This window comes from Lacinutrix sp. (genome assembly GCF_023299985.1).
In the GTDB taxonomy this organism is placed as follows: domain Bacteria; phylum Bacteroidota; class Bacteroidia; order Flavobacteriales; family Flavobacteriaceae; genus Lacinutrix.
Genome location: NZ_JALZVX010000186.1, coordinates 1 through 21,872, shown reverse-complemented (window position 1 = coordinate 21,872; position 21,872 = coordinate 1). Strand labels below are relative to the sequence as shown.

19 protein-coding genes are annotated in these 21,872 nt (G+C 31.3%); 4 read left to right on the top strand and 15 right to left on the bottom strand.

Going from position 1 to position 21,872, the window contains the following annotated elements:
- Window positions 1-208: 208 nt before the first annotated feature.
- The 3 genes from rplU to Q0C58_RS10105 all read left to right on the top strand — a co-directional run bounded on the left by rplU (window position 209) and on the right by Q0C58_RS10105 (window position 1,983).
- Window positions 209-910 (top strand): 50S ribosomal protein L21, encoded by a 702-nt coding sequence (gene rplU / locus Q0C58_RS10115; RefSeq protein ID WP_290700900.1) that lies wholly within the window; start codon window positions 209-211, stop codon window positions 908-910.
- A 42-nt stretch (window positions 911-952) separates the two neighbouring features.
- On the top strand, window positions 953-1,213 hold the full coding sequence (gene rpmA / locus Q0C58_RS10110) for a 50S ribosomal protein L27 (protein WP_290700898.1): 261 nt from the start codon (window positions 953-955) through the stop codon (window positions 1,211-1,213).
- Window positions 1,214-1,491: 278 nt separating this feature from the next.
- On the top strand, window positions 1,492-1,983 hold the full coding sequence (locus Q0C58_RS10105; RefSeq protein ID WP_290700895.1) for a hypothetical protein: 492 nt from the start codon (window positions 1,492-1,494) through the stop codon (window positions 1,981-1,983).
- 246 nt (window positions 1,984-2,229) lie between these two features.
- Here the strand turns inward: Q0C58_RS10105 and Q0C58_RS10100 are convergent, their stop codons facing one another.
- The 14 genes from Q0C58_RS10100 to rplM all read right to left on the bottom strand — a co-directional run bounded on the left by Q0C58_RS10100 (window position 2,230) and on the right by rplM (window position 17,812).
- Complete coding sequence (locus tag Q0C58_RS10100; RefSeq protein WP_290700892.1) at window positions 2,230-2,421, bottom strand: hypothetical protein; 192 nt, start codon at window positions 2,419-2,421, stop codon at window positions 2,230-2,232.
- A 128-nt stretch (window positions 2,422-2,549) separates the two neighbouring features.
- Entirely contained in the window at window positions 2,550-4,007 is a 1,458-nt protein-coding gene (gene rpoN, locus Q0C58_RS10095; RefSeq protein WP_290700889.1) for an RNA polymerase factor sigma-54, read from the bottom strand.
- Between the two features lie 170 nt (window positions 4,008-4,177).
- Entirely contained in the window at window positions 4,178-5,608 is a 1,431-nt protein-coding gene (gene asnS / locus Q0C58_RS10090) for an asparagine--tRNA ligase (RefSeq protein ID WP_290700886.1), read from the bottom strand.
- Between the two features lie 157 nt (window positions 5,609-5,765).
- Window positions 5,766-7,295: a DUF6770 family protein gene (locus Q0C58_RS10085; RefSeq protein WP_290700883.1), complete on the bottom strand. Its 1,530-nt coding sequence runs from the start codon at window positions 7,293-7,295 to the stop codon at window positions 5,766-5,768.
- Entirely contained in the window at window positions 7,292-8,587 is a 1,296-nt protein-coding gene (locus Q0C58_RS10080; protein ID WP_290700880.1) for a M48 family metalloprotease, read from the bottom strand. Before Q0C58_RS10080 ends, Q0C58_RS10085 begins: the two co-directional genes overlap by 4 nt.
- A gap of 134 nt (window positions 8,588-8,721) precedes the next feature.
- Window positions 8,722-11,130 carry an efflux RND transporter permease subunit gene (locus tag Q0C58_RS10075; protein WP_290700877.1) on the bottom strand — a complete coding sequence of 803 codons (2,409 nt, stop codon included), beginning with the start codon at window positions 11,128-11,130 and terminating at the stop codon, window positions 8,722-8,724.
- 52 nt (window positions 11,131-11,182) lie between these two features.
- The gene (locus Q0C58_RS10070) at window positions 11,183-12,451 is read right to left on the bottom strand and encodes a DUF5686 family protein (protein WP_290700874.1); all 1,269 of its coding nucleotides are present in this window, start codon (window positions 12,449-12,451) and stop codon (window positions 11,183-11,185) included.
- A 3-nt stretch (window positions 12,452-12,454) separates the two neighbouring features.
- Window positions 12,455-13,072: a TlpA disulfide reductase family protein gene (locus Q0C58_RS10065; protein WP_290700871.1), complete on the bottom strand. Its 618-nt coding sequence runs from the start codon at window positions 13,070-13,072 to the stop codon at window positions 12,455-12,457.
- 190 nt (window positions 13,073-13,262) lie between these two features.
- Window positions 13,263-13,820 (bottom strand): ribosome recycling factor, encoded by a 558-nt coding sequence (gene frr, locus Q0C58_RS10060; protein ID WP_290700868.1) that lies wholly within the window; start codon window positions 13,818-13,820, stop codon window positions 13,263-13,265.
- 248 nt (window positions 13,821-14,068) lie between these two features.
- Window positions 14,069-14,776 carry a UMP kinase gene (gene pyrH / locus Q0C58_RS10055; RefSeq protein ID WP_290700865.1) on the bottom strand — a complete coding sequence of 236 codons (708 nt, stop codon included), beginning with the start codon at window positions 14,774-14,776 and terminating at the stop codon, window positions 14,069-14,071.
- A 175-nt stretch (window positions 14,777-14,951) separates the two neighbouring features.
- Window positions 14,952-15,911, bottom strand: a complete 960-nt coding sequence (tsf, locus tag Q0C58_RS10050; RefSeq protein WP_290700862.1) for a translation elongation factor Ts — start codon at window positions 15,909-15,911, stop codon at window positions 14,952-14,954.
- Window positions 15,912-15,995: 84 nt separating this feature from the next.
- Window positions 15,996-16,805 (bottom strand): 30S ribosomal protein S2, encoded by an 810-nt coding sequence (gene rpsB / locus Q0C58_RS10045; RefSeq protein WP_290700859.1) that lies wholly within the window; start codon window positions 16,803-16,805, stop codon window positions 15,996-15,998.
- A gap of 165 nt (window positions 16,806-16,970) precedes the next feature.
- Complete coding sequence (gene rpsI / locus Q0C58_RS10040) at window positions 16,971-17,357, bottom strand: 30S ribosomal protein S9 (protein WP_055446944.1); 387 nt, start codon at window positions 17,355-17,357, stop codon at window positions 16,971-16,973.
- Complete coding sequence (gene rplM, locus Q0C58_RS10035; protein WP_290700854.1) at window positions 17,357-17,812, bottom strand: 50S ribosomal protein L13; 456 nt, start codon at window positions 17,810-17,812, stop codon at window positions 17,357-17,359. Before rplM ends, rpsI begins: the two co-directional genes overlap by 1 nt.
- Before the next feature lie 348 nt (window positions 17,813-18,160).
- Here rplM and Q0C58_RS10030 point away from each other — a divergent pair, with 348 nt between their 5' ends.
- Window positions 18,161-20,113 carry a YgiQ family radical SAM protein gene (locus tag Q0C58_RS10030; protein WP_290700851.1) on the top strand — a complete coding sequence of 651 codons (1,953 nt, stop codon included), beginning with the start codon at window positions 18,161-18,163 and terminating at the stop codon, window positions 20,111-20,113.
- A gap of 49 nt (window positions 20,114-20,162) precedes the next feature.
- Here the strand turns inward: Q0C58_RS10030 and Q0C58_RS10025 are convergent.
- Window positions 20,163-21,872, bottom strand: a 1,710-nt coding sequence (locus Q0C58_RS10025; RefSeq protein WP_290700848.1) for a DUF3427 domain-containing protein, incomplete at its 5' end; no start/stop codon positions are given.

Below are 21,872 nucleotides of genomic sequence, written 5' to 3'. Positions count from 1 at the left end.
AAAATTTAACAATGAATTATCATTTTTCACTCTCTAATAAGAAAGTATTAATAAAAAAACCATGAAAAACTTTAAGCTTTGTACTTAAAATATTAGTAATCACACGAAAAAACGTTTGCAGATTAATTTATTAGAAGTATATTTGCATCCGCTTTCTGAGAAGAAAGTAGATTTATTTATATAACAAATTAATAAAAACGTTACGCTAATGTACGCAATTGTAGAGATAGCAGGGCATCAATTTAAAGTTGAAAAAGACCAAAAAGTTTTTGTTAACCGTTTAGCAGCAGAAGAAGGAAAGACTATGTCTTTCGATAATGTTCTTTTAATTGCAGATGGTGACAATGTTACTTTAGGCGCCCCAGCTATAGGTGGAGCACAAGTAAGTGCGAAAATCTTAAAGCACCTTCAAGGTGATAAAGTTATTGTTTTCAAAAAGAAAAGAAGAAAAGGTTACCGTGTTAAAAACGGTCATAGACAAGCCTTAACTGAAATTATTATTGAGAGCATTGTAGCTTCAGGAGCTAAGCCAGCTAAAAAAGCTGCTCCAAAAAAAGAAACTAAAAAGGCAGAACCTAAAGTAGAAGCGAAAGCTGCTGCTCCAAAGGCTGAACCTAAAGCAAAAGTAGCTGCTGCAAAGCCAGCTGCTAAAAAAGCTACAGGTAAAGCAGACGACTTGAAAAAAGTTGAAGGTATTGGTCCAAAAATTGCATCTGTATTAGCAGAAGCAGGAATTTCAACTTTTGCTGAATTAGCAAAAACTGAAGCTTCTAAAATTTCTGAAATCATTGCAGGTGTTCGTGGAAACCACGTAACAGATACTTGGCCAGCACAAGCTCAAATGGCTGCTGATGGTAAGTGGGATGAGTTAAAGAAATGGCAAGACGAATTAGATGGTGGTAAAGCTTAATTGCTAAACTACTTAAGTATAACAATATAAAACCTTAAGACAATGGCTCATAAAAAAGGAGTTGGTAGTTCGAAGAATGGTAGAGAATCAGAATCAAAACGTTTAGGCGTTAAGATATTTGGTGGACAAGCTGCTATTGCTGGAAACATCATATTAAGACAAAGAGGTAATACGCATCACCCAGGTGAAAACGTATACCAAGGAAAAGATCATACTTTACATGCATATGTAGATGGTCTTGTAAAATTTACTAAGAAAAGAAACAACAAGTCTTATGTTTCTATCGAACCTTTCGAGGTTTAGGAATTTTTATAATCCTAATAATTTTAAAAAACGCCTTTCCTTTTGGAAAGGCGTTTTTTGTTTGTAATAAAATTGATAGTATTTCGTTTATAATTAATGAAAAAACTACTAAAGCTTTTATTTATTCTTCCCTATTTTGTTTTTCTCAAATAAACGAAGAACCAAAAACCATTCATGTTTTTGTTGCTTTATATGACAATATTAATCAAGGTATAGTTCCAGTTCATGCAAAATTAGGTAATGGTCAAATTACCAAAAATAATTTATACTGGGATGCTTTGTATGGTGTAAGAGGATACTTTAAACGGAGTAAAGATTGGATATTAGTTTCTACAAGTTTAAATTCTCAAAAGCACATTCTAGAGCGTATACTATTCAAACATAAAAACTCACATACTTACTTATTAGCTGATGCTTATAATGGCAAATACATAAAACAGACAACAATAGGTTTTTTGGAAGCTAATGCAGGTAATAATGCTCTAAAATTAATTCATAATAAAAAAGAACTTTGCTTTGGTGTAGATGCACAGTTATTAGGCTATGTTGGTCATGATGGATTAATGGAATTTGAAGTTGAAGGTGATTTTAATGCAATAGACAATAAAAAGAGAGATGCTATTATTTTAGCTTGTATTAGTAAAAATTATTTTTCTTCTTATTTAAAACAAACAAAATCTAACCCATTAGTTTGGACTACAGGTTTAATGGCTCCCGAAGCATATACTTTAAAAGCTTCAATTGATGGATGGATTTTAAATGAAACATAGAGAGCGTGCAGCAAAGGCATATCATAAATAACAAAAATGTGGTACAAAAGACGCTATGCGATTGTTAGTGTCAGGTTACTAAAATCAATTACTTCAATACATCCTCAATAATCTTTAAATGATGATTAGTGTGTAACACCAAAAACCTATAAATTCTAGAAGTATTTACATCACCAAAAAGCAGATGCTTGAAATAAGCATTTTTATCAAGGCTTGATATAGTTTCAATATTAGTTTTAGCTAATACTACTTGGAAACCAAATCTTCTTTTAAAATAACTTCTGGTGGTTTAACATGCTTAGGCGCTTTGGCTTTTTCTCTTGGAATAAAGAACACTTTTCCTAAAAAGCTAAAATTCTTTTTATAAGTAGCAGGATCTGAATTTTGTAGTGCATCAGAGACTTTATTAATAACCTTTAGGCTATGTCTATATGCCAAGCAATATCGCTTTTAGATATTTTTGGATTAGAAGTGCTATGATTTTTTATATGCGATTCTAAGCTATTTAGTGCAAGATTCAATTTCTTTAAACTCATATATTTTTGTTGAAATTGTTAACTATTTTTCTATAATTCCTTTCGTAATCTTGCAACCGAAATATCTAATTGTTCACGATATTTTGCTACTGTTCTTCTAGCAATAGGATAGCCTTTTTCTTTTAAAAGCTTCGCTAAAGCTTCATCTGTTAAAGGTTTCTTTTTATTTTCTTCTTGTATAATAGTTTCTAGAATCTTTTTAATTTCTCTTGTCGAAACTTCTTCGCCTTGATCATTAGTCATAGATTCTGAAAAGAATACTTTAATTAATTTTGTACCATAAGGCGTATCTACATATTTACTATTTGCAACACGCGAAACAGTAGAAACATCCATTTCTATCTCGTCTGCAATGTCTTTTAAAATCATAGGTTTTAAATTACGCTCATCACCAGTTAAAAAGTACTCTTTCTGGTAATGCATAATAGAACTCATGGTTACAAATAATGTTTGCTGACGCTGTTTTATAGCTTCAATAAACCATTTTGCTGCATCAAGCTTCTGCTTAATAAACATGACGGCATCTTTTTGCGCTTTAGATTTTTCTTTAGATTCTTTATAGCCTTTAAGCATATTGTTATACTCTCGAGAGACATGAAGTTCTGGAGCATTTCTACCATTTAAGGTTAACTCTAATGCACCATTAACAATTTTAATAGCAAAATCTGGAACTACGTGTTCAATCATTCTAGTATTTCCAGAATAGCTGCCACCAGGTTTTGGGTTTAAACGCTCTATTTCATGAACGGCATCTTTTAGCTGAGCTTCTGTAATGTCAAACTTAGCTATTAACTTTTTGTAGTGCTTTTTGGTAAATTGCTCGAAAGCTTTATTAATAATATCTGAAGCCAAAGCAACATCTGGAGCTTGCTCTTTTCTACTTAATTGAATACTTAAACACTCTTGTAAGTTTCGTGCACCAACTCCAGCTGGATCTAATTGGTGTACTATTTTAAGTACCTTTTCAATTTTGTCTTCTTCTGTATAGACGTTTTGTGTGAACGCTAAATCGTCCATAATATCACTTAATTCTCTACGTATATAACCACTTTCATCTACACTACCAACTAAAAACTCTGCAATACTACGTTCTTCATCATTTAAACGATAGGTGTTTAATTGTGTTTTTAAATGTTGTGTAAACGATGTTCCTGAGGCATAAGGAATACTTTTTTCATCGTCATCTGCACTATAATTATTTACGCTTGTTCTATAGTCTGGAATTTCATCATCACTTAAATAATCGTCAACATTAATGTCGTCTGCTTCAATTTTGTCATTCTCATCATACTCATCTTGAGTATTATCCATATCCTCAAACTCATCTACTTTTTCTTCTTTTCCAGTGTCTAGCGCAGGATTTTCTTCTAATTCTTGTTTTAAACGTTGCTCAAAAGCTTGCGTAGGCAACTGTATCAATTTCATTAATTGAATTTGTTGCGGAGACAATTTCTGCGATAATTTGAACTGTAAGTATTGTTTAAGCATAATTAGATTTAAGTTATACTAATAATAATTTAAGAATACTGAAAAGGAAAAAAGCGCTTTTTATTACAATAGTTTTAAATGATTACTAGTATTGTTTACTAAAATAAAAAAAACAATCTACAATATGTATATTAGTAGATTGTTTTAATTATTATTTATGTTATGTGTGTCTAAAACTCTGCATTTTGTGGTGTTCTAGGATAAGGTATTACATCGCGAATATTGCTCATTCCAGTAGCAAACATTACTAAACGCTCGAAACCTAAACCAAAGCCAGAGTGAACTGCAGTACCATATTTACGTAAATCTAAATACCACCAAAGCTCTTCTTCAGAAATATCTAAAACAGCCATTTTTTGTTTTAGTACATCTAAACGTTCTTCACGTTGTGCACCTCCAATAATTTCACCAATACCTGGAAATAAAACATCCATTGCACGAACGGTTTTACCATCTTCGTTTAAGCGCATGTAAAATGCTTTAATATTTGCAGGATAATCAAACAAGATTACTGGACATTTAAAGTGTTTTTCTACTAAAAAACGTTCGTGTTCAGACTGTAAGTCGGCTCCCCATTCTTCAATAATATAATTGAATTTCTTCTTTTTATTTGGCTTAGAATTTCTAAGAATATCTATAGCTTCAGTATAGCTTACGCGTTTGAAATTGTTTTCGGTTACGAATTTTAATTTTTCAATTAAAGACAACTCACTACGTTGTGCTTGTGGTTTCGTTTTTTCTTCGTCTAATAAACGCTTATCTAAAAATGCTAAATCTTCAGCATTATGTTCTAAAACATAGGACAAAACAGATTTAATAAAATCTTCAGCTAAATCCATATTACCTGCTAAATCCATGAAAGCAACTTCTGGTTCTATCATCCAGAATTCAGATAAATGACGCGTTGTGTTCGAGTTTTCTGCTCTAAACGTTGGCCCAAAAGTATATACTTTACCAAGTGACATGGCATACGTTTCGGCTTCTAACTGTCCAGAAACGGTAAGGTTTGTGTCTTTACCAAAGAAGTTTTTAGATTGGTCTATTTCACCTTCTTCAGTTAATGGAGGTTTTTTTTGATCTAATGTACTTACACGAAACATTTCGCCTGCACCTTCTGCATCACTACCAGTAATAATTGGTGTGTGCATATTATAAAACCCATTGTCTGTAAAATACTTGTGTACAGCAAAAGATAATGCTGAACGCAAACGCATTACAGCACTAAACGTGTTTGTTCGCGTACGTAAATGTGCATTCTCTCTTAAAAACTCGAACGAGTGTTTTTTAGGTTGAATTGGGTATGTTTCCGGATCACTATCACCTAAAATTTCGATAGTAGATACTACTATTTCAACACTTTGTCCTTTACCTTGGCTTTCTATTAATTCTCCTTTAATATGAACAGCAGCACCAGTAGTAATTCGTTTTAAAGTATTTTCGTCTGTATTTTCGAAATCAACAACACATTGTATATTATTAAGTGTAGAGCCATCGTTTAAGGCAATAAATCTTTTGGCTCTAAATGTGCGAACCCAACCTTTAACTTCTACTTCTTGTAGCGGTGTTTCTTTTAATAATTGTGCAATTGTTAATTTTGTCATTTTTGTGATGTGAAATTTATCAAGCAAAGATAATAAAGGTAATGTAAATTAAGAGCGTTCTTGAAAAAACTATTTAGATATAGATTGTGTTTTTATCTAGTCTAGATAGCCTAAAGGACTAAGTTTATATCTGCTACTAACTTAATTTTTTGTGTTTCTAATCTAATGAAAATCGCTCTTTTCTAATGTTGAATTTTTTATCTTTTTTAAAGTATTCTAAAATTAAAATTTCTCCAATCTCAGCTGGTAGTACTTTATGTTCAGAAGATTTCGAGGATATGGTCAGTTTATCTTCAAAAAACTCTCCATTTTCAAAAATTGTTGTTTTAATTGCAAACCCATTTTTAGCTTGTTTTTTACGTTCGTAGTCGTAAAAATAAAAGTAAAATCTATTTCTGTTTACATCTTTTTGGTGGTACAAATAATCAAACCCTCCAAATTTAGCTGCACGCTCTGCATTATATCTTTCTGTGTAAATTGAATTAGCTCCTTGCCATCTACTTATTTGCTTATCTACGCGTTTAATATTTTTAGTGTTAAAATCTTTATCGAAATTAAAAATAAAGGCATCGTTTGTGGTTAGTTGCTTATTACCGATGCTACTATTAGATAATAGTATTTTTTTCGCGCTTTTAGTAAGCTTGTAGGTTTCGAAAACCGCAAGAAAACCATCGTTATGTTCTAATACATTGTGTAAATATAAATAGCCTACATCTTTTAATTTATTGTTTTCTTTAATGTTAGAAAACTTGGATAAAACAGTTTTCCAGTTGTTTTTATGAAGTTTTACTACTTTACCATCTGGCGTTAATTCTTGATAGAAAAATCCTAAAGATTCATTTTTTTGTCTTCCTTTTTCATCTTTATAATAATTACCAACAACAACTAAATTACCGGAGTCTTTAAAAAATGCTTTATTTATATACACAGAATCTAACTCTTTTTCTTTTGTACTAAATTTAAGATTTCCGTTAGTTGCATCAAAAATGTCTATTGAGTAGTGATTGTCTAACTTCTTAAGTACTACATTTTTTTTATTTGACGCTAAGAATTCTAGTCTAAGTATAGTGTTTTTGTCAAAGTGTTTTCTTTTAATAGGAATTGTAATATTTCTTTTCGTTGCTTCTTTTTCTGTATTTATTAGTGCAGCTTTAGTAGTAAAACCATTTCTCGCTACACCATAATCTCCTGGATAAGTAAGTAAAAAACCTTGGTTTTTTAGACCAATAAAATCTATCGATTCTGCAAAGCCACCTAAATAAATCTGCTTTTGTGTTTTGTTAATTTCTTTTTTAGTTTTGTAAGAGATTGTTTCATCTAGGTATAAATTAGATTCTTTATCAAAAATTTTAACAGAGTATTCGCCTTTTTTCATATCATAAAAACACAATGCTATATATTCTCCATTAAACGCAGAATCAATATACAAAGACCATTTACTAAATGGAATTACTTTTTCTGCTATTGGATTAAAATTATTATCTCTTATAGTTAGTTTATAGTTATAGCTCTTATCTTCATTCTTTTTAGAAGAACGTCCTATGTTATAATAACCAACAGCTTCGTTAACATTGTTTGTAAAAACACCTGTAGACGAAAATATTTTTGAACCATATTCGGCTTTTGCTGTTTGCGAAAAACAATTGATAGTTAATAATATGAATACTATTTGTACTATTTTTTTCATTTATCTAAGCGTTTAAATTTTTCTTGAATTTTTATTAATGTATTCGATTTTTCTTCTATTGAGTTACAGAACCATAGTCCTATTTTTCTAATTTCTCTAGCTTCAGTGTTTTTTAAAAATAGTTTTAACTCTAAAAAACTAGTGTTAGAAGCAAAAGCATTTGGAGGAGGAATAAATTTACTAAACTGTTTTTCCTTTTTAGCTTTATAAATATTAAATAGAGTGCTTGCTATAACTTCTGAAGCAAAAATATTTTTAGGATTTAAATAATGTTTTTCTAAGGCAAAGAATAAATGCAAGTCATACCTATTACTATCTTTTAATATACATAAATAGTTGGCGTCTTGCCATTCTTTAATTTTAGTTAAATGCTGTTTAGATACTTTAGTGTTTATTTGTTGTAAAGGAGGAATATTGATTTTCTTAATTGCACTAATACGTGTGTCTACATTTGGATGTGTACGTAAAGAATCTAAGTTCCTGTAATTACTTTTGTATTTTTTAATTTTTAAGAGTTGTTCTTTTTTGTTAATCCAGAAACGTTTAAAAGGGTAGTCTTTAAAGTTAAACTGCTCTTTAATGTCTATATTTTTAGAATATAGAATACTGTCAGAGTCTTTAAGGTGTTCTAAGGCTTTTATAGCTTCGGCTTCTTGGTAGTTTAAGTTAGAATATAACTCGAAACCAAAAGCGTCAGCATTTATCTCTAATTCTCTTTTGTTTCTAAATAAATTTAATGAGGATTCATTGGTTAAATCAGTTTTTTCTAATCTAATAGATTCTTCTATTGAATACTGAAAATGTTTTAATACCTGGTGAGCAATCTCATGGCATAGAATAAAAGTTAATTGCTGATCGTTATCTAATATCTCGAACAAGCCAGGATAAATATAAAATATGTTATTACCCAAAGACGATGCATTTGCTACATATTCTGTAGCATAAAGCATATTAAATTTTTTATCTTTTAACTTTGGATTAGCTTCAATAATATTGTCTACAATAGCATTTAGCTCCTGTTCAACAACATTGTTTTTTATAATATCTTTGTTAGAAAAAGAGTTTTTTAAGAAATTATAGTTTTCAAGTAATATTTTTTTAACCTTCCTTTCTGGAGCGTTAATAGTTGGTAAATTTGTTTGGATAAAGCTGTCAGACGACATGACTAAATCTTCAATATGAATAGATTGAGTTTTTAAGCAGTCAGTAGTCGCAGTAATTTGTGCATTCGACTTAGAAACGAATAAGATTACGAATAGAAATAGTGTAATTAATTGTGTTTTGCTTATCATTAATTAGGATATATTGTACACAATATAATAATTTTTTATCTATTGAATAATAGCGCTAGATTAAGATATGCAACAAGTGGATGTTTATCTATAATTATGTATAACAAGCAAGTTTTTTTTAAAACTAATCGTTTTTATTGTTCTTCTAAATTTTCTTCAGAATCATTCTCAATTGGAATAATATTTATTTTAGGTTTTTTAAGAATTTCTTTTCTTGCAATACTACGTTCTAACGATAATAATAATGAAGGTAGTAGTAGTAAGTTAGATAGCATTGCAAACAATAAAGTTACAGAAACTAAAGCGCCAAGAGCTACTGTGCCTCCAAAACTTGAAATGGTAAATACTGAAAAACCAAAGAATAAAACAATAGAGGTATAGAACATACTTACGCCTGTTTCTCTCAAAGCTGCGTAAACAGATTTTTTAATTTTCCAGTTATTGGCTTGTAATTCTTGCCTGTATTTTGCTAAAAAGTGAATAGTATCATCCACAGAAATCCCGAAAGCGATACTAAAAACCAAGATAGTAGATGGTTTTATTGGTACTCCTAAATAACCCATTAAACCTGCAGTTACTACTAATGGTAGTAAGTTTGGTATAAGCGAAACAATTATCATTCTAAAGGAACGAAACATGTAAGCCATAAATAATGATATAAGAAAAATGGCCAAAGACAACGATAGTGCTAAATTATTAACCAAATATTTGGTGCCTTTTTGAAACACTAGTGCTTTTCCTGTTATGGTAACATTGTATTTTTCTTTTGGGAAAACATTGTTTATTTTGTTTACAAGATTTTCTTCGATACGTTCCATTTTATCGGTTCCAATATCTTTCATAAACGTAGTTATTCTGGCATATTGACCTGTAGAATCTACAAAGTTATTTAAAAGATTGCTTTCTCCTGAAGTAGAGTTTTTGGCATAAGGTAAAATAAAAGCTTCCTCTTGTTTTGTTGGCAATTGGTAGTATTTAGGATTGCCATTATAGTAAGCTTGCTTAGAATATTTAACGAGACTAACTACAGAAATTGGTCTAGATAATTCTGGTGTTTCAATAATTAAGTCTTCAAGCTGATTCATGCGTTTTAAAGTAGTAGATTTCATAACGCCTTTTTTGCGCTTAGTATCTATCATGATTTCCATTGGCATAATACCATTGAACTCTTCTTCAAAAAAACGAATATCGCTAAAAAACTCAGCATTTTTTGGCATGTCTTCTATTAAACTTCCAGAGACCTTAATTTTATAAATACCAATAATACAAACAATTATTAAACCCAAAGAAGTTACATATATGGCAATACGTTTTTCTTTTACCATACGTACTGTCCAGTTTACAAAACCACCAACCCAACGCTTGTTTAAATGCTCTAAATGGCGTTCTTTTGGGTAAGGTAAAAATGTGTAAATAATAGGAATAATAAGTAAACATAGAATAAAAATAGCTAGAATACTTAGTGATGCTACAACACCAAACTCTTTTAGTAGTTTGCTTTCTGTTATAATAAATGTAGCAAAACCTGAGGCTGTTGTAACATTTGTCATTAACGTAGCATTACCAACTTTGGTAATAACACGTTGCAGAGACTTTACCTTATTACCATGTAATTTAACCTCATGCTGGTATTTATTTATTAAGAAAATACAATTTGGTATCCCAATAACAATTATTAATGGTGGAATTAGAGCTGTTAACACCGTGATTTCATACTTTAAAAGACCAAGAATTCCAAGTGTCCACATTACACCAATACAAACCACTACTAGTGAAATAAAAGTAGCACGAAACGATCTAAAAAACAAAAAGAATATAAAAGATGTAATACCCAAAGCTGCAAGTACAAACAGACCAATTTCATCAACAATATTTTGAGCGTTAAGCGTCCTAATGTATGGCATTCCAGAAACGCGAACATCTAGATTGTAAGTGTCTTCAAAAACTTTAACTTTTTTCATTAAAGTCTCCATTACAAAGTCTTTTCTAGCAGGCGTATTTACTAAATCTTTTTTAATGTAAATAGCAGTTCGAACAGTTTTTGTTTTGGTATTAAATAAGAAATTATCGTAAAAAGGATATTTGTTAAAAAGTTCTTCTTGCAACTTTTTTATTTCGGCAGGAGTTTTTATAGAATCTTTAATAAAAGGTTCTAAATCAAATTTTTGTGCTTTAGTGTTTTTTACAAGTTTTTGTAAATCTTTAATTGAAACAACGCTCTCAACTTCATTTGCAGTCCTAAAGCTATCAGAAAGTGTGTTCCATGCATTGAGTTTTTCAACTGTAAATAGGGTAGAGTCCTTAACGCCTAAAACAATAAGGTTTCCTTCTTCTCCAAAGATGTCTAAAAAGTTGTTGTACTCAATATTTATTTCGTGATCGTCTGGTAATAAATTAGCTTCAGTGTAAGTGAAACGCATATATTTCCATTGGGTACTAAATAAAATAGTGATGAGTATAATGCCTAAAAGAATACCAATTTTATTACGTAAAATTAGTCTAGCAACTATATCCCAAAATTTTGATTTTTTTTGTTTAGCCATGATGCTTTAAAAGGAGCATCAAAGGTATGGAAAACCTATAGATTTTACGAAATTATAATGTAATATTAAAAGTGAATTTAAGTGCGATATTATCTTCCTCTCTAGGTAGGTGATAAGCACCATAACGATAGGTAAAGCTTAAGCCAAAGCCTAAAAGGAGTTTGTTAAGTTCGAAACCAGATTCTGTATAACCATCTTCTAAAGTGCCAAAAGTAATATTTTGATGTCTAGAAATATTATTTATATTACCAACAGCGTAACGTGTTATTAATACTAATTGTGGGTTAAACGCTTGAGATATATGAAACGGTTTTACATAGTGTTTAAGAACTATAGTGGCAAACCTATCTGAGAAGAACTCATTAAAAAACATGGTTTCAAAACTATTAATTCCTGCAACAGAAAAGCGATTTAATATTGTTTCTTTGTTAATGTTATTAGGGTAGGCATGGTACAAATGCGTCAAAGGCGTGTTTCCATTTGCTAAACCTGCAGAAAAAGTACCAATAGTGTAAGATTCTTTACTATGAATAATTTTATGAATGGTTCTAAAATCTAATTTCGAAAAATTAAAATCTGCATTAAATACATCTCTAAAACTCTTACTATATTGTAGTGTAAATTTAGGATAAGCATCTACTACGGTTTTAGTTTTGTTATCTACTGTTTTTTCTTCTACAAAAGGACTCCATTGTACTGAAACTTTTGCTATAGTAGTTTCAAAAGAATTAAAAGCAGTGTTATTTAAAACAAAGTCGTAATCATATGTTGGCTCTATATTGCTAATAGCGAACTCTGTTTCGGTAATTAGTTTAGAATTTATTTCGTGCTCCAAGGAAATAGCAGAAGTAATATGTTTGTGAAATAAACTAATATTTAATAGACGTGGTTCAAAAAACGAAAAAGTACGACCATCTGTTAAAAAATTAGAACTTCCAGTTTCCATTAAATCGTCTGTATAAGAGATGTTTAGCCAGCTTTTAGTTTCTTTATTTAGTAATGCACCACCACCAATTTTGTATTTAAAGCGATGGTCTCTAAAGCCATAAACACCATAAGAATCTATTCTAAATTTTTCTGAAAAATTATCGTTAGTAACTCCTCCTAAACCAGTTCTAAAACCTTCGAATTGGTTGAATTTTACTAAATACCGTAAGTCGAAATTCCAAATTTTAGTAGGAAAGAATCCATTACCAATTTGTTTTAATAGTACGCTAGATTCTAAAGAATCTTTTGGCTTTTCGGTTTTTTTTTCTGGTGTTTGTGCTGAGAGTGTAAAACTCCAAAATAACAAAACGGGATATAACCAAAAGCTGCGCATAAATTATTGTAATTGAGCTTTTATAACGTTAGAAAGAACAGTTTTAATATTAGTTCTATACCCTATTTCTTTAAGTATAATTTCTCCTTTTTTATTAATTACAATACTCGTTGGGTAGCTTTGTACACCATACATTGTAATAACATCGTTAGCGTTTGCTGCTATAGTATAGTCGAATTCAGTTTCATATAAAAAGTTTTCTACAACTCCTTTTTTATTAAAAGTAATAGCTAAAAAGACAACGTCTTCATCTTTGTATTCTTTTACAAGTTCATTTAGCTTTGGCATTTCAACAACACAAGGACCACATTTTGTAAACCAAAAGTTTAAAACTACAACTTTGCCTTTTAGTTCTGAAAGTTTAATAGTTTTTCCATCCAAATCTGTAACAATAAAATCTAAAGCTTTTTCTCCTTCAGTATATTCGGCTTCAGGATTTTTTTTAACTAAAACCGGATGGTTACTTTTTTTCTGAAAAATTAAAGACTTTAATTTTCCATTTTCATCTGCGTAAAATAGTGGCTTATAATCTGGATTTGCCATGAGTTCCATTTGGGACATTGGCAAAATTCTACCTTGCTCATTAAAAAGTATAATGTCAGGCGTAATTATTATTTGCATGGTCTTTACTTGCTCGTCAGACAGAAGGTGTTGATTTGCCGGAATAAATTTATAATCTTGAGCAAAGCATATTGTAGAAAACAATAATACACAAAATAATAATATAGATTTTAAATAGTACATAATAACATAAACGATAAAGTTAAGATTCTTCGTATAAAAAAAGCGACAATTAAGCCGCTTTTAACGTTTAAACCGTCATAATTTCTTTGTCTTTAGTCGCTAAGAGTTCTTCTATGCGTTTAGAACAGTTATCTGTAAGCGTTTGTATATCTGCTTCTGCATTTTTCTGTAAATCTTCAGATACGCCATCAACTTTTTTAATATCGTTATTCGCATCTTTTCTAGCATTACGTACACCAACTTTAGCATCTTCTGCTTCAGCTTTTGCTTGTTTTCCTAAGTCTTTTCTACGCTCTTCTGTTAAAGGTGGTACGTTAATAATTATGGTGTCACCATTATTCATTGGGTTAAAACCTAAATTTGCATAAGCAATACCACGCTCAATTTCTTGAAGCATTCCTTTTTCCCATGGTTGAACTGTAATGGTTCTACCATCTGGTGTATTTACATTGGCAACTTGGCTTAATGGTGTTTGAGAACCATAATAGTCTACCATTACACTACCTAACATAGCAGGACTGGCTTTACCAGCACGTATGTTTGAAAATTGTTTTATTAGATGCTGAATGGCATTATCCATCGACTCCTTTGCACTATCTATTATAAATTGAATGTCTTCGTTCATTGTTGAAATTTTTATTACTGATTAGCTTAAAACAATAATTAAGCCAAATTGATTCTTGATGTTACACTAAGCTTGTCCAACGTGTCTATTTTTTAACCTATACTAATGTAGTCAATTTTGTAAATTGATGCAAATTTGAATATTAGTTTACTTTGTTACACTGATCGCAGTCGAAAAGCAATATAAATAATTATTAAAGAATACTTATCCTTAAAGTCTTATTAGATTCCTGCTAACGTAGGAATTTGTTACAGACTTACCTGAGTTCCAATATTTTCTCCAGAAACTACTTTCATTAAATTACCTCTTGTATTCATATCGAAAACAATTATTGGTAAATCGTTTTCTTGACTCAATGTAAAAGCAGTAGTGTCCATTACTTTTAGACCTTTACGTAAAACGTCGTCAAAAGTAATATGGTCAAACTTAATTGCTTTATCGTCTTTTTCTGGATCTGCATTATAGATACCATCTACACGTGTTCCTTTTAAAATAACATCGGCTTCAATTTCTATAGCTCTTAAAACTGCTGCAGAATCTGTAGTAAAATATGGGTTTCCTGTTCCGCCTCCAAAAATCACTACACGCCCTTTTCGTAAGTGACTCATTGCTTTTCTTCTAATAAAAGGTTCTGCAACTTCGTTAATTTTAATGGCAGTTTGCAAGCGTGTTTTTACTTCTGCATCTTCAAGTGCTTGTTGTAAAGCTAATCCATTAATTACAGTTGCTAGCATTCCCATGTGGTCGCCTTGAACACGATCCATACCATTCATTGCTCCTGCAACACCTCTAAAAATATTTCCTCCACCAATAACTATGGCAACTTCAATACCTTTTTCTGTTACTGCTTTAATATCTTCAGCATATTCTGCTAAACGTTCTGGATCAATACCATATTGGCGATTTCCCATTAAGGCTTCACCTGATAGTTTTAGAAGGATTCTTTTGTATTTCATCTTGAATGTGGCTGTAAGATATTTTCGCAAATGCGGAAATATGAGTTACGCGAAATTAAGTTTTTTTAAGCATAAAAAAAACCACTAGCTCTAAAAATAGAGTAGTGGTTTTTTATAATTTAAATATTAGTGTTAAGATTCTTCGCTTACGCTCTAAATGACAGTAATATTAATGTTATCCTAAAGACACACGCTTAAAAGCAGTTACTTCAACGTTTTGAGACGCTACGTATGCTTCAACAGTTTTCTTTTCGTCTTTAATAAACTTCTGGTCAAGTAAACATTGTTCTTGATCTAAAGTTGTGTTATCGCTAACAAAACGTTCCATTTTACCTGGTAAAATTTTATCCCAAATTTGTTCTGGTTTACCTTCTGAAGCTAATTGTGCTTTCGCATCAGCTTCAGCTTTTTCCATAACTTCTGGAGTTAATTGTGCCATAGAAATATATTGAGGTACGTTTTTAAGTGTTTTACCTAAACGCCCTAACTCGATATTATCTTTTTCAATAACAGCAATTCTTGCTTCAGTTTCGTTTGCTACATAAGACGCTTCAAAACCTTTGTAAGATAAAGAAGTTGCTCCCATAGATGCTACTTGCATTGCTACATCTTTACCAACATTTTCTTCTGTTTGAGATAATCCAACTAATGCACCAATTTTGTTAATGTGAACATAAGAACCTACGTAAGGTGCTTCTAATCTCTCGAAAGCATTGATTTCTAATTTCTCACCTACAACACCAGTTTGCTCAACTAATTTTTCTGCAACTGTCATACCACCAAAATCTGCAGCTAAGAACTCTTCTTTACTGTTATGGTTTAATGCGATATCTGCAAATTGACCTGCTAATGCTAAAAACGATTCGTTTTTACCAACGAAATCTGTTTCACATCCTAAAACAATAGCAACACCAACAGTGTTTGTATCGTTAATTCTAACTGCGGCAGCACCTTCAGACGAATCTCTGTCAGCTCTTTTTTCTGCTACTTTTTGTCCTTTTTTACGTAATACATCGATTGCAGCATCAAAATCACCTTTAGCTTCTACTAAGGCTTTTTTGCAATCCATCATACCTGCACCAGTTGCTTTTCTAAGCTTGTTTACTTCTTGTGCTGAAATTTTTACTTCACTCATGATACCTATATTTTAAAAAAGTCGCTTAAATAATTTCGATTAAGAAAGATTCAAACGACTTTATTTTGTAATAATTTTATTGTTTTACTCTTCTTCGTTAGCTGCTGCTACTTTTTTTGCAGGAGCTTCCTTTTTAGCTGGCTTTGCTTTCGCTTCTGGTTTTGCTGCTTTTGTTTCAGTTTTACCTTCAGCTTTCGCTTCTTTTTCAGCTTTACGTGCATTTAATCCACCTTTAACAGCTTCAGTAACATGCGTTAAAATTTTATCGATCGATTTAGAAGCATCATCATTTGCTGGTATTACGTAATCTACTTGACGTGGATCAGAGTTAGTATCTACCATTGCAAAAATTGGAATGTTTAATTTCTGTGCTTCTTTAATCGCGATGTGCTCACGTTTAATATCTACAACAAACAGAGCTCCTGGAAGACGCGTCATGTCAACAATAGAACCTAAATTCTTTTCTAACTTAGCTCTTAAACGATCTACTTGTAGACGTTCTTTTTTAGATAAAGTTAAAAATGTTCCATCTTTTTTCATTCTATCAATAGTAGCCATCTTTTTGATTGCTTTTCTAATAGTAACAAAGTTAGTTAACATTCCACCAGGCCATCTTTCTGTAATAAAAGGCATGTTAATGTTACCTGCTTTTTCAGCGACGATGTCTTTTGCTTGTTTTTTTGTAGCTACAAATAAGATTTTACGTCCAGAGGCTGCGATTTTTGCTAACGCTTCTCCAGCTTCTTCTATCTTAGCTGCTGTTTTGTATAAATTGATAATATGGATACCGTTACGCTCCATATATACGTAAGGAGCCATGTTTGGATCCCACTTACGTGTAAGGTGACCGAAGTGTACACCTGCTTCAAGTAATTCTTTTACTTCTACTGCCATTTTGTAATAGTTTACGTTCTGTTGATTAGCAATAATTAAGTGGTCATTATTAAAATTCGCCTTAACTATTTAGATGCTTAACTAAATCCTGTCTTTATATTGGACTAGGACAACAATAACTGTTTAATTTTTTGTTTTGTGTTGAAAATAAATTCAACAATAATATTAACGTTTCGAGAATTGGAACTTTTTACGTGCCTTCTTCTGACCGAATTTCTTACGTTCAACCATTCTTGGATCTCTTGTTAATAAACCTTCTGGTTTTAAAACTAATCTATGTTCAGGATTTATTTCGCACATAGCACGAGAAATCGCTAAACGAATAGCTTCTGCTTGACCAGTAATACCACCTCCAAATACGTTTACATTAATGTCAAAAGTTTCCGCATTGTCAGTTAATACTAACGGTTGGTTTACTTTGTACTGTAAAGTTGCTGTATCGAAGTAGTCTTTAATGTCTTTTTTGTTAATCGTAATTTGTCCTTTACCTTCTTTAAGGTAAACACGAGCAACAGCCGTTTTACGACGACCAATTTTGTGTAATACTTCCATTACTTGAATTCGTTTAAGTTAATTGTTTTAGGCTTTTGCGCTTCGTGAGCATGCTTAGTTCCTGTAACAACAGTTAAATTTCTAAAAAGTGCTGCTCCTAATTTGTTTTTAGGTAACATTCCTTTTACAGATTTCTCTACTAATCTTGACGGATCTTTTCCGAACAATTCAGTAGCAGTTAAACTTCTTTGACCACCTGGATAACCTGTGTGACGAATGTAAGATTTGTCTGTCCACTTGTTTCCTGTTAAGTTGATTTTTTCTGAATTGATAACAATTACGTTATCTCCACAATCAACATGTGGTGTGAAGCTTGGCTTATGCTTCCCTCTTAAAAGTCTTGCAACTTGGGAGCACATACGGCCTAAAGTTTGACCATCAGCATCAATTAAAACCCACTGCTTATCAACAGTAGCTTTATTGGCTGAAATAGTTTTGTAGCTTATTGTATCCACGTTATTAATTAAATTTTGACTCGCTTTTATGCGAATCGATTAAACATTCCTCTCTTAAAAAGAGTTTGCAAATTTACGATAAACTTCTTTATTACCAAATAGTAAAGCCTCTTTTATTTGATAACTTTGTTGATATGTTTTCTCGTATTGTTAATTGTGTTTAAAATTCTTCAAAAACACTGTTAATAAAGCTACTACTTTTGTTTATTTCATCTGTAAAAACGAATCATCAAAAAGATTAAAATTATCTTTTGTTATTATCATCTGTAATATTGTTATATAAAATATTAGCCTAAAGCCTTTAAGAATAACAATAAAGATTCATTTTTTAACTATTTTTGCAGTAATATGCAAGACTTACAACTTTCAGATTGGTTACCTACCACAAACAAAGAGGTTAAAATACGTGGATGGGAAGCGCTAGATGTTATCTTATTTAGTGGTGATGCTTATGTAGATCACCCAACGTTTGGGCCTGCTGTTATTGGTCGTATGCTTGAAAGTTTTGGTTTGCGTGTTGCTATAGTGCCACAGCCTAATGTTAAAGATAATCTTCAGGATTTTGTAAAATTGGGTAAACCGAAGTTGTTTTTTGGTGTTACAGGAGGTTGTATGGATCCTATGATTAGTAACTACAATGCTAATAAAAAGAAACGTGATAAAGATGCATATACTCCAAATGGAGATATTGGTTTTAGACCAGATTATGCGACTTCTGTATATTCTAAAATTTTAAAAGATAAATGGCCAGATACACCAGTTTTAATTGGTGGTATTGAGGCTTCGCTTCGTCGTGTAACGCATTACGATTATTGGAGCGATAAGTTGTTACCTTCTATATTAGAAACTTCTAAAGCAGATATGCTGGTTTATGGTATGGGTGAGCAACCTTTGCGTGAAGTTGTTCGTTTGCTTGAAAGAGGTGTGCCTTTTAATAGCATAAATACAGTATTGCAAACTGCAGTTCTTTTAGATAAAAATGAAAGTATTCCTAAAAATGCAAATTGGGAAGATGTAGAAATTGCATCTCATGAAGTCTGTTTAAAGGACAAAAAAAAATATGCATCCAATTTTAAAGTTATAGAACAAGAATCTAACAAATTAGCTGCAAGACGTATTTTTCAAAAAGTAGGAGATAAGATGTTGATGATAAATCCGCCTTATCCAACCATGACAGAAAAGGAGATTGATGCTTCTTTTGATATGCCTTATACAAGATTACCACATCCTAAATATAATAAGCGTGGACCAATTCCTGCTTATGAGATGATTAAGACATCTATAAACATTCATCGTGGTTGTTTTGGTGGTTGTAGTTTTTGTACGATTTCGGCGCATCAAGGTAAGTTTATAGCAAGTCGTAGTAAGGAGTCTATTTTAAAAGAAGTCGATAAAGTGGCTAATATGCCAGATTTTAAAGGCTATTTATCTGATATTGGAGGACCAAGTGCCAACATGTACCAAATGAAAGGTAAAGTACAGTCTATTTGCGATAAATGTGTTGCACCTTCTTGTATTTCGCCAGTTATATGTAGTAATCTAGATACGTCACACAAGCCACTAACCGAATTATACCAAGCAGTAGATAAGCATCCAAAGGTTAAAAAATCATTCATTGGTTCTGGAATACGTCATGATATGTTAGTGCCAGAATTTAATAAAAATGCAGACCCAAAAGAGTTAGACGATTATACAGAGGAAGTGATGACTAAACATATTTCTGGACGACTTAAAGTTGCACCAGAACATACTAGTGATCCTGTTTTAAAACTCATGCGTAAGCCATCGTTTACTTATTTCCATAAGTTTAAAGAACGTTTCGATAAAATTAATGTAGCCAAAAAATTAAAGCTACAGCTAATCCCTTATTTTATATCTAATCATCCTGCTTGTGAGGTGGAAGATATGGCTAATCTTGCTGCCGAAACTAAAGATATGGGTTTCCAGTTAGAGCAAGTACAAGGTTTTACACCAACACCAATGACAGTGGCAACCGTAATTTATTATTCTGGTTACCATCCTTATACGCTTAAAAAGGTTAATACACCAAAAACTAGAAAAGAAAAGGACGAGCAACACCGTTTTTTCTTTTGGTATAAAGATGAAAATAAGGCTTGGATAAAAAAGACCTTAAACAAAGTTGGGCGTCCAGATTTATTAAATGTTTTATTGCCTAATAAAGACGAGAAATGGCGTAAAAATAAGCCAAAAGGTGATGCGAAGAACACTTTTAACGATGCAGTGCCTTTTAATCAAAGAAAAGATAAGGCGAAGTTTAAGTCTAAGAAGAAGAGGAGGTAGTTATGTTTTGATAGTATCATTTGATAATATCAAAGTATATTTTAGTTCATTATCCAATCGAAAGCTTTGCAGCATCTTTCCACAAGTAATGAGGCATTGGCTCTTTTAATTCCCAATTAATACTCATTGGTTTTGAACCATAATGGTCATTTATTTCACCTTCTCCAATAAAAACATAACCATTTCGATTCCCAAATTCATTCACTGGTTTTTCACGAACAAATAATAGGATTTTTTTATTTGTGCTTTTATGTTCTATATATGACAATCCTTTTCCTTTATCTGGTCTTGACTGATTTTGAGTTTGCCAATGAAACTGTTTATCGGTTACAGCATAATCGTTATACATGGTTGTTGGTGAAAAATTTTCTTCGGACTTGACAAGATTGATAAATAATATTTCGGTATTCAAGTTTTTGTTTTCAACTGCACCTTCATTTGAAAATGATTTTTTTTCAAAACTACTAAATCTAAAAGCTGCCAAAATCTGGTCTCTTGTATAACGACTATGTAATTTTAAAGGTTGTTCGTAAGGAAGTTGAATAGGTAATTCTTTAAAGTCTGTTTTACCAATTAAAAAATCTAACACTTCTTTTATTTCCTCTACTAAAATTGGATTAGTTCCAATTTGATTAATACTTTTTTCTAAAGAATCGAAACCACCTTCTTTCTGCCAAACATCGTAATGCAACATTAAAAGCATGGTTTTTTCATTTTCATTTAATTCTGTAATAGTTACTTTAAAATTCTGTTTTGCAATTTTTAAGATGAATGAAAAATAGCTTAAAGAATTTGTAGATAACCATTTGTTTGAAATAGCTGAAACAATAGCTTTTTCATTTTCAGAATTAAATTTTTCTATTCTTCCTGCTAATTGACATAAACGTTTCCAACTTCCTCTTTTGTAAATAGATTGTAATGAAATATTATAAAATGTGCTAAAGTTACCTATCTTTAATGGTAAATCAGTGTCGTTTTGAAATTGTTGAATTCTTTGAATTAATTTATTTTTATTTAATGATGTTGCTGCTGAAATATTTTTAAGAATTGATTCTTTTGTTTTTTTCTCTAAAATGATTGAACAACCCAAAGGAAGATGAGGGAAATCATCCTCAATTTCTTTTAAAACAGTTGTATTTGTTTTGCCTATTAAGGCTCTAAACTTGCTTTCAAAGTTATATTCTGGTTTTGAGTTTCCAACAAAATCTAGAACTGTTAAGCAATCTTTCTCTTCGTGAAGTCTTAATCCTCTACCAAGTTGTTGTAAAAATACAGTTAAGCTTTCAGTTGGTCTTAAAAATAGAACTGTATCAATTTCGGGAATATCAATTCCTTCATTAAACATATCGACAACAAATAGATAATTGATTTCTTTTTTTTCTAATTTCTGACGAATATAAACTCTGTCTTTACTGTTTTTACTAGTTAGATAGTCAGCTTTTAATCCTGCTAAAGTGAATTTTTCAGCCATGAATTTGGCGTGTTCCATTGAAACACAATAACCTAATGACCTAACTTCATTTATATCTTTTGTGTATTTATTTAAAGCATCAATTATTTCTCTAACTCTTCTATCACTTTCTGTATATAAATCGGTTAATTCACTTGGTGCATATTTTCCTCTTACCCAACTTACATTGGTTAAATCAATACTATCAGTTATTCCAAAATATTGAAAAGGGCAAAGCAATTTTCTATTCATTGCTTCAGGAAGTCTAATTTCTGCTGCGATTATATTCTCAAAATCTTCTAAAATATC

What these genes read in the sequence shown, in the direction of transcription:
- Q0C58_RS10080 (WP_290700880.1), bottom strand. Translation starts at nt 8,587, where the DNA reads ATGATAAGCAAAACACAATTAATTACACTATTTCTATTCGTAATCTTA.
- rpoN (WP_290700889.1), bottom strand. Translation starts at nt 4,007, where the DNA reads ATGCTTAAACAATACTTACAGTTCAAATTATCGCAGAAATTGTCTCCG.
- rplU (WP_290700900.1), top strand. Translation starts at nt 209, where the DNA reads ATGTACGCAATTGTAGAGATAGCAGGGCATCAATTTAAAGTTGAAAAA.
- pyrH (WP_290700865.1), bottom strand. Translation starts at nt 14,776, where the DNA reads ATGAAATACAAAAGAATCCTTCTAAAACTATCAGGTGAAGCCTTAATG.
- Q0C58_RS10085 (WP_290700883.1), bottom strand. Translation starts at nt 7,295, where the DNA reads ATGAAAAAAATAGTACAAATAGTATTCATATTATTAACTATCAATTGT.
- Q0C58_RS10030 (WP_290700851.1), top strand. Translation starts at nt 18,161, where the DNA reads ATGCAAGACTTACAACTTTCAGATTGGTTACCTACCACAAACAAAGAG.
- Q0C58_RS10065 (WP_290700871.1), bottom strand. Translation starts at nt 13,072, where the DNA reads ATGCAAATAATAATTACGCCTGACATTATACTTTTTAATGAGCAAGGT.
- frr (WP_290700868.1), bottom strand. Translation starts at nt 13,820, where the DNA reads ATGAACGAAGACATTCAATTTATAATAGATAGTGCAAAGGAGTCGATG.
- rpsB (WP_290700859.1), bottom strand. Translation starts at nt 16,805, where the DNA reads ATGGCAGTAGAAGTAAAAGAATTACTTGAAGCAGGTGTACACTTCGGT.
- rpsI (WP_055446944.1), bottom strand. Translation starts at nt 17,357, where the DNA reads ATGGAAGTATTACACAAAATTGGTCGTCGTAAAACGGCTGTTGCTCGT.
- Q0C58_RS10070 (WP_290700874.1), bottom strand. Translation starts at nt 12,451, where the DNA reads ATGCGCAGCTTTTGGTTATATCCCGTTTTGTTATTTTGGAGTTTTACA.
- tsf (WP_290700862.1), bottom strand. Translation starts at nt 15,911, where the DNA reads ATGAGTGAAGTAAAAATTTCAGCACAAGAAGTAAACAAGCTTAGAAAA.
- Q0C58_RS10075 (WP_290700877.1), bottom strand. Translation starts at nt 11,130, where the DNA reads ATGGCTAAACAAAAAAAATCAAAATTTTGGGATATAGTTGCTAGACTA.
- rpmA (WP_290700898.1), top strand. Translation starts at nt 953, where the DNA reads ATGGCTCATAAAAAAGGAGTTGGTAGTTCGAAGAATGGTAGAGAATCA.
- asnS (WP_290700886.1), bottom strand. Translation starts at nt 5,608, where the DNA reads ATGACAAAATTAACAATTGCACAATTATTAAAAGAAACACCGCTACAA.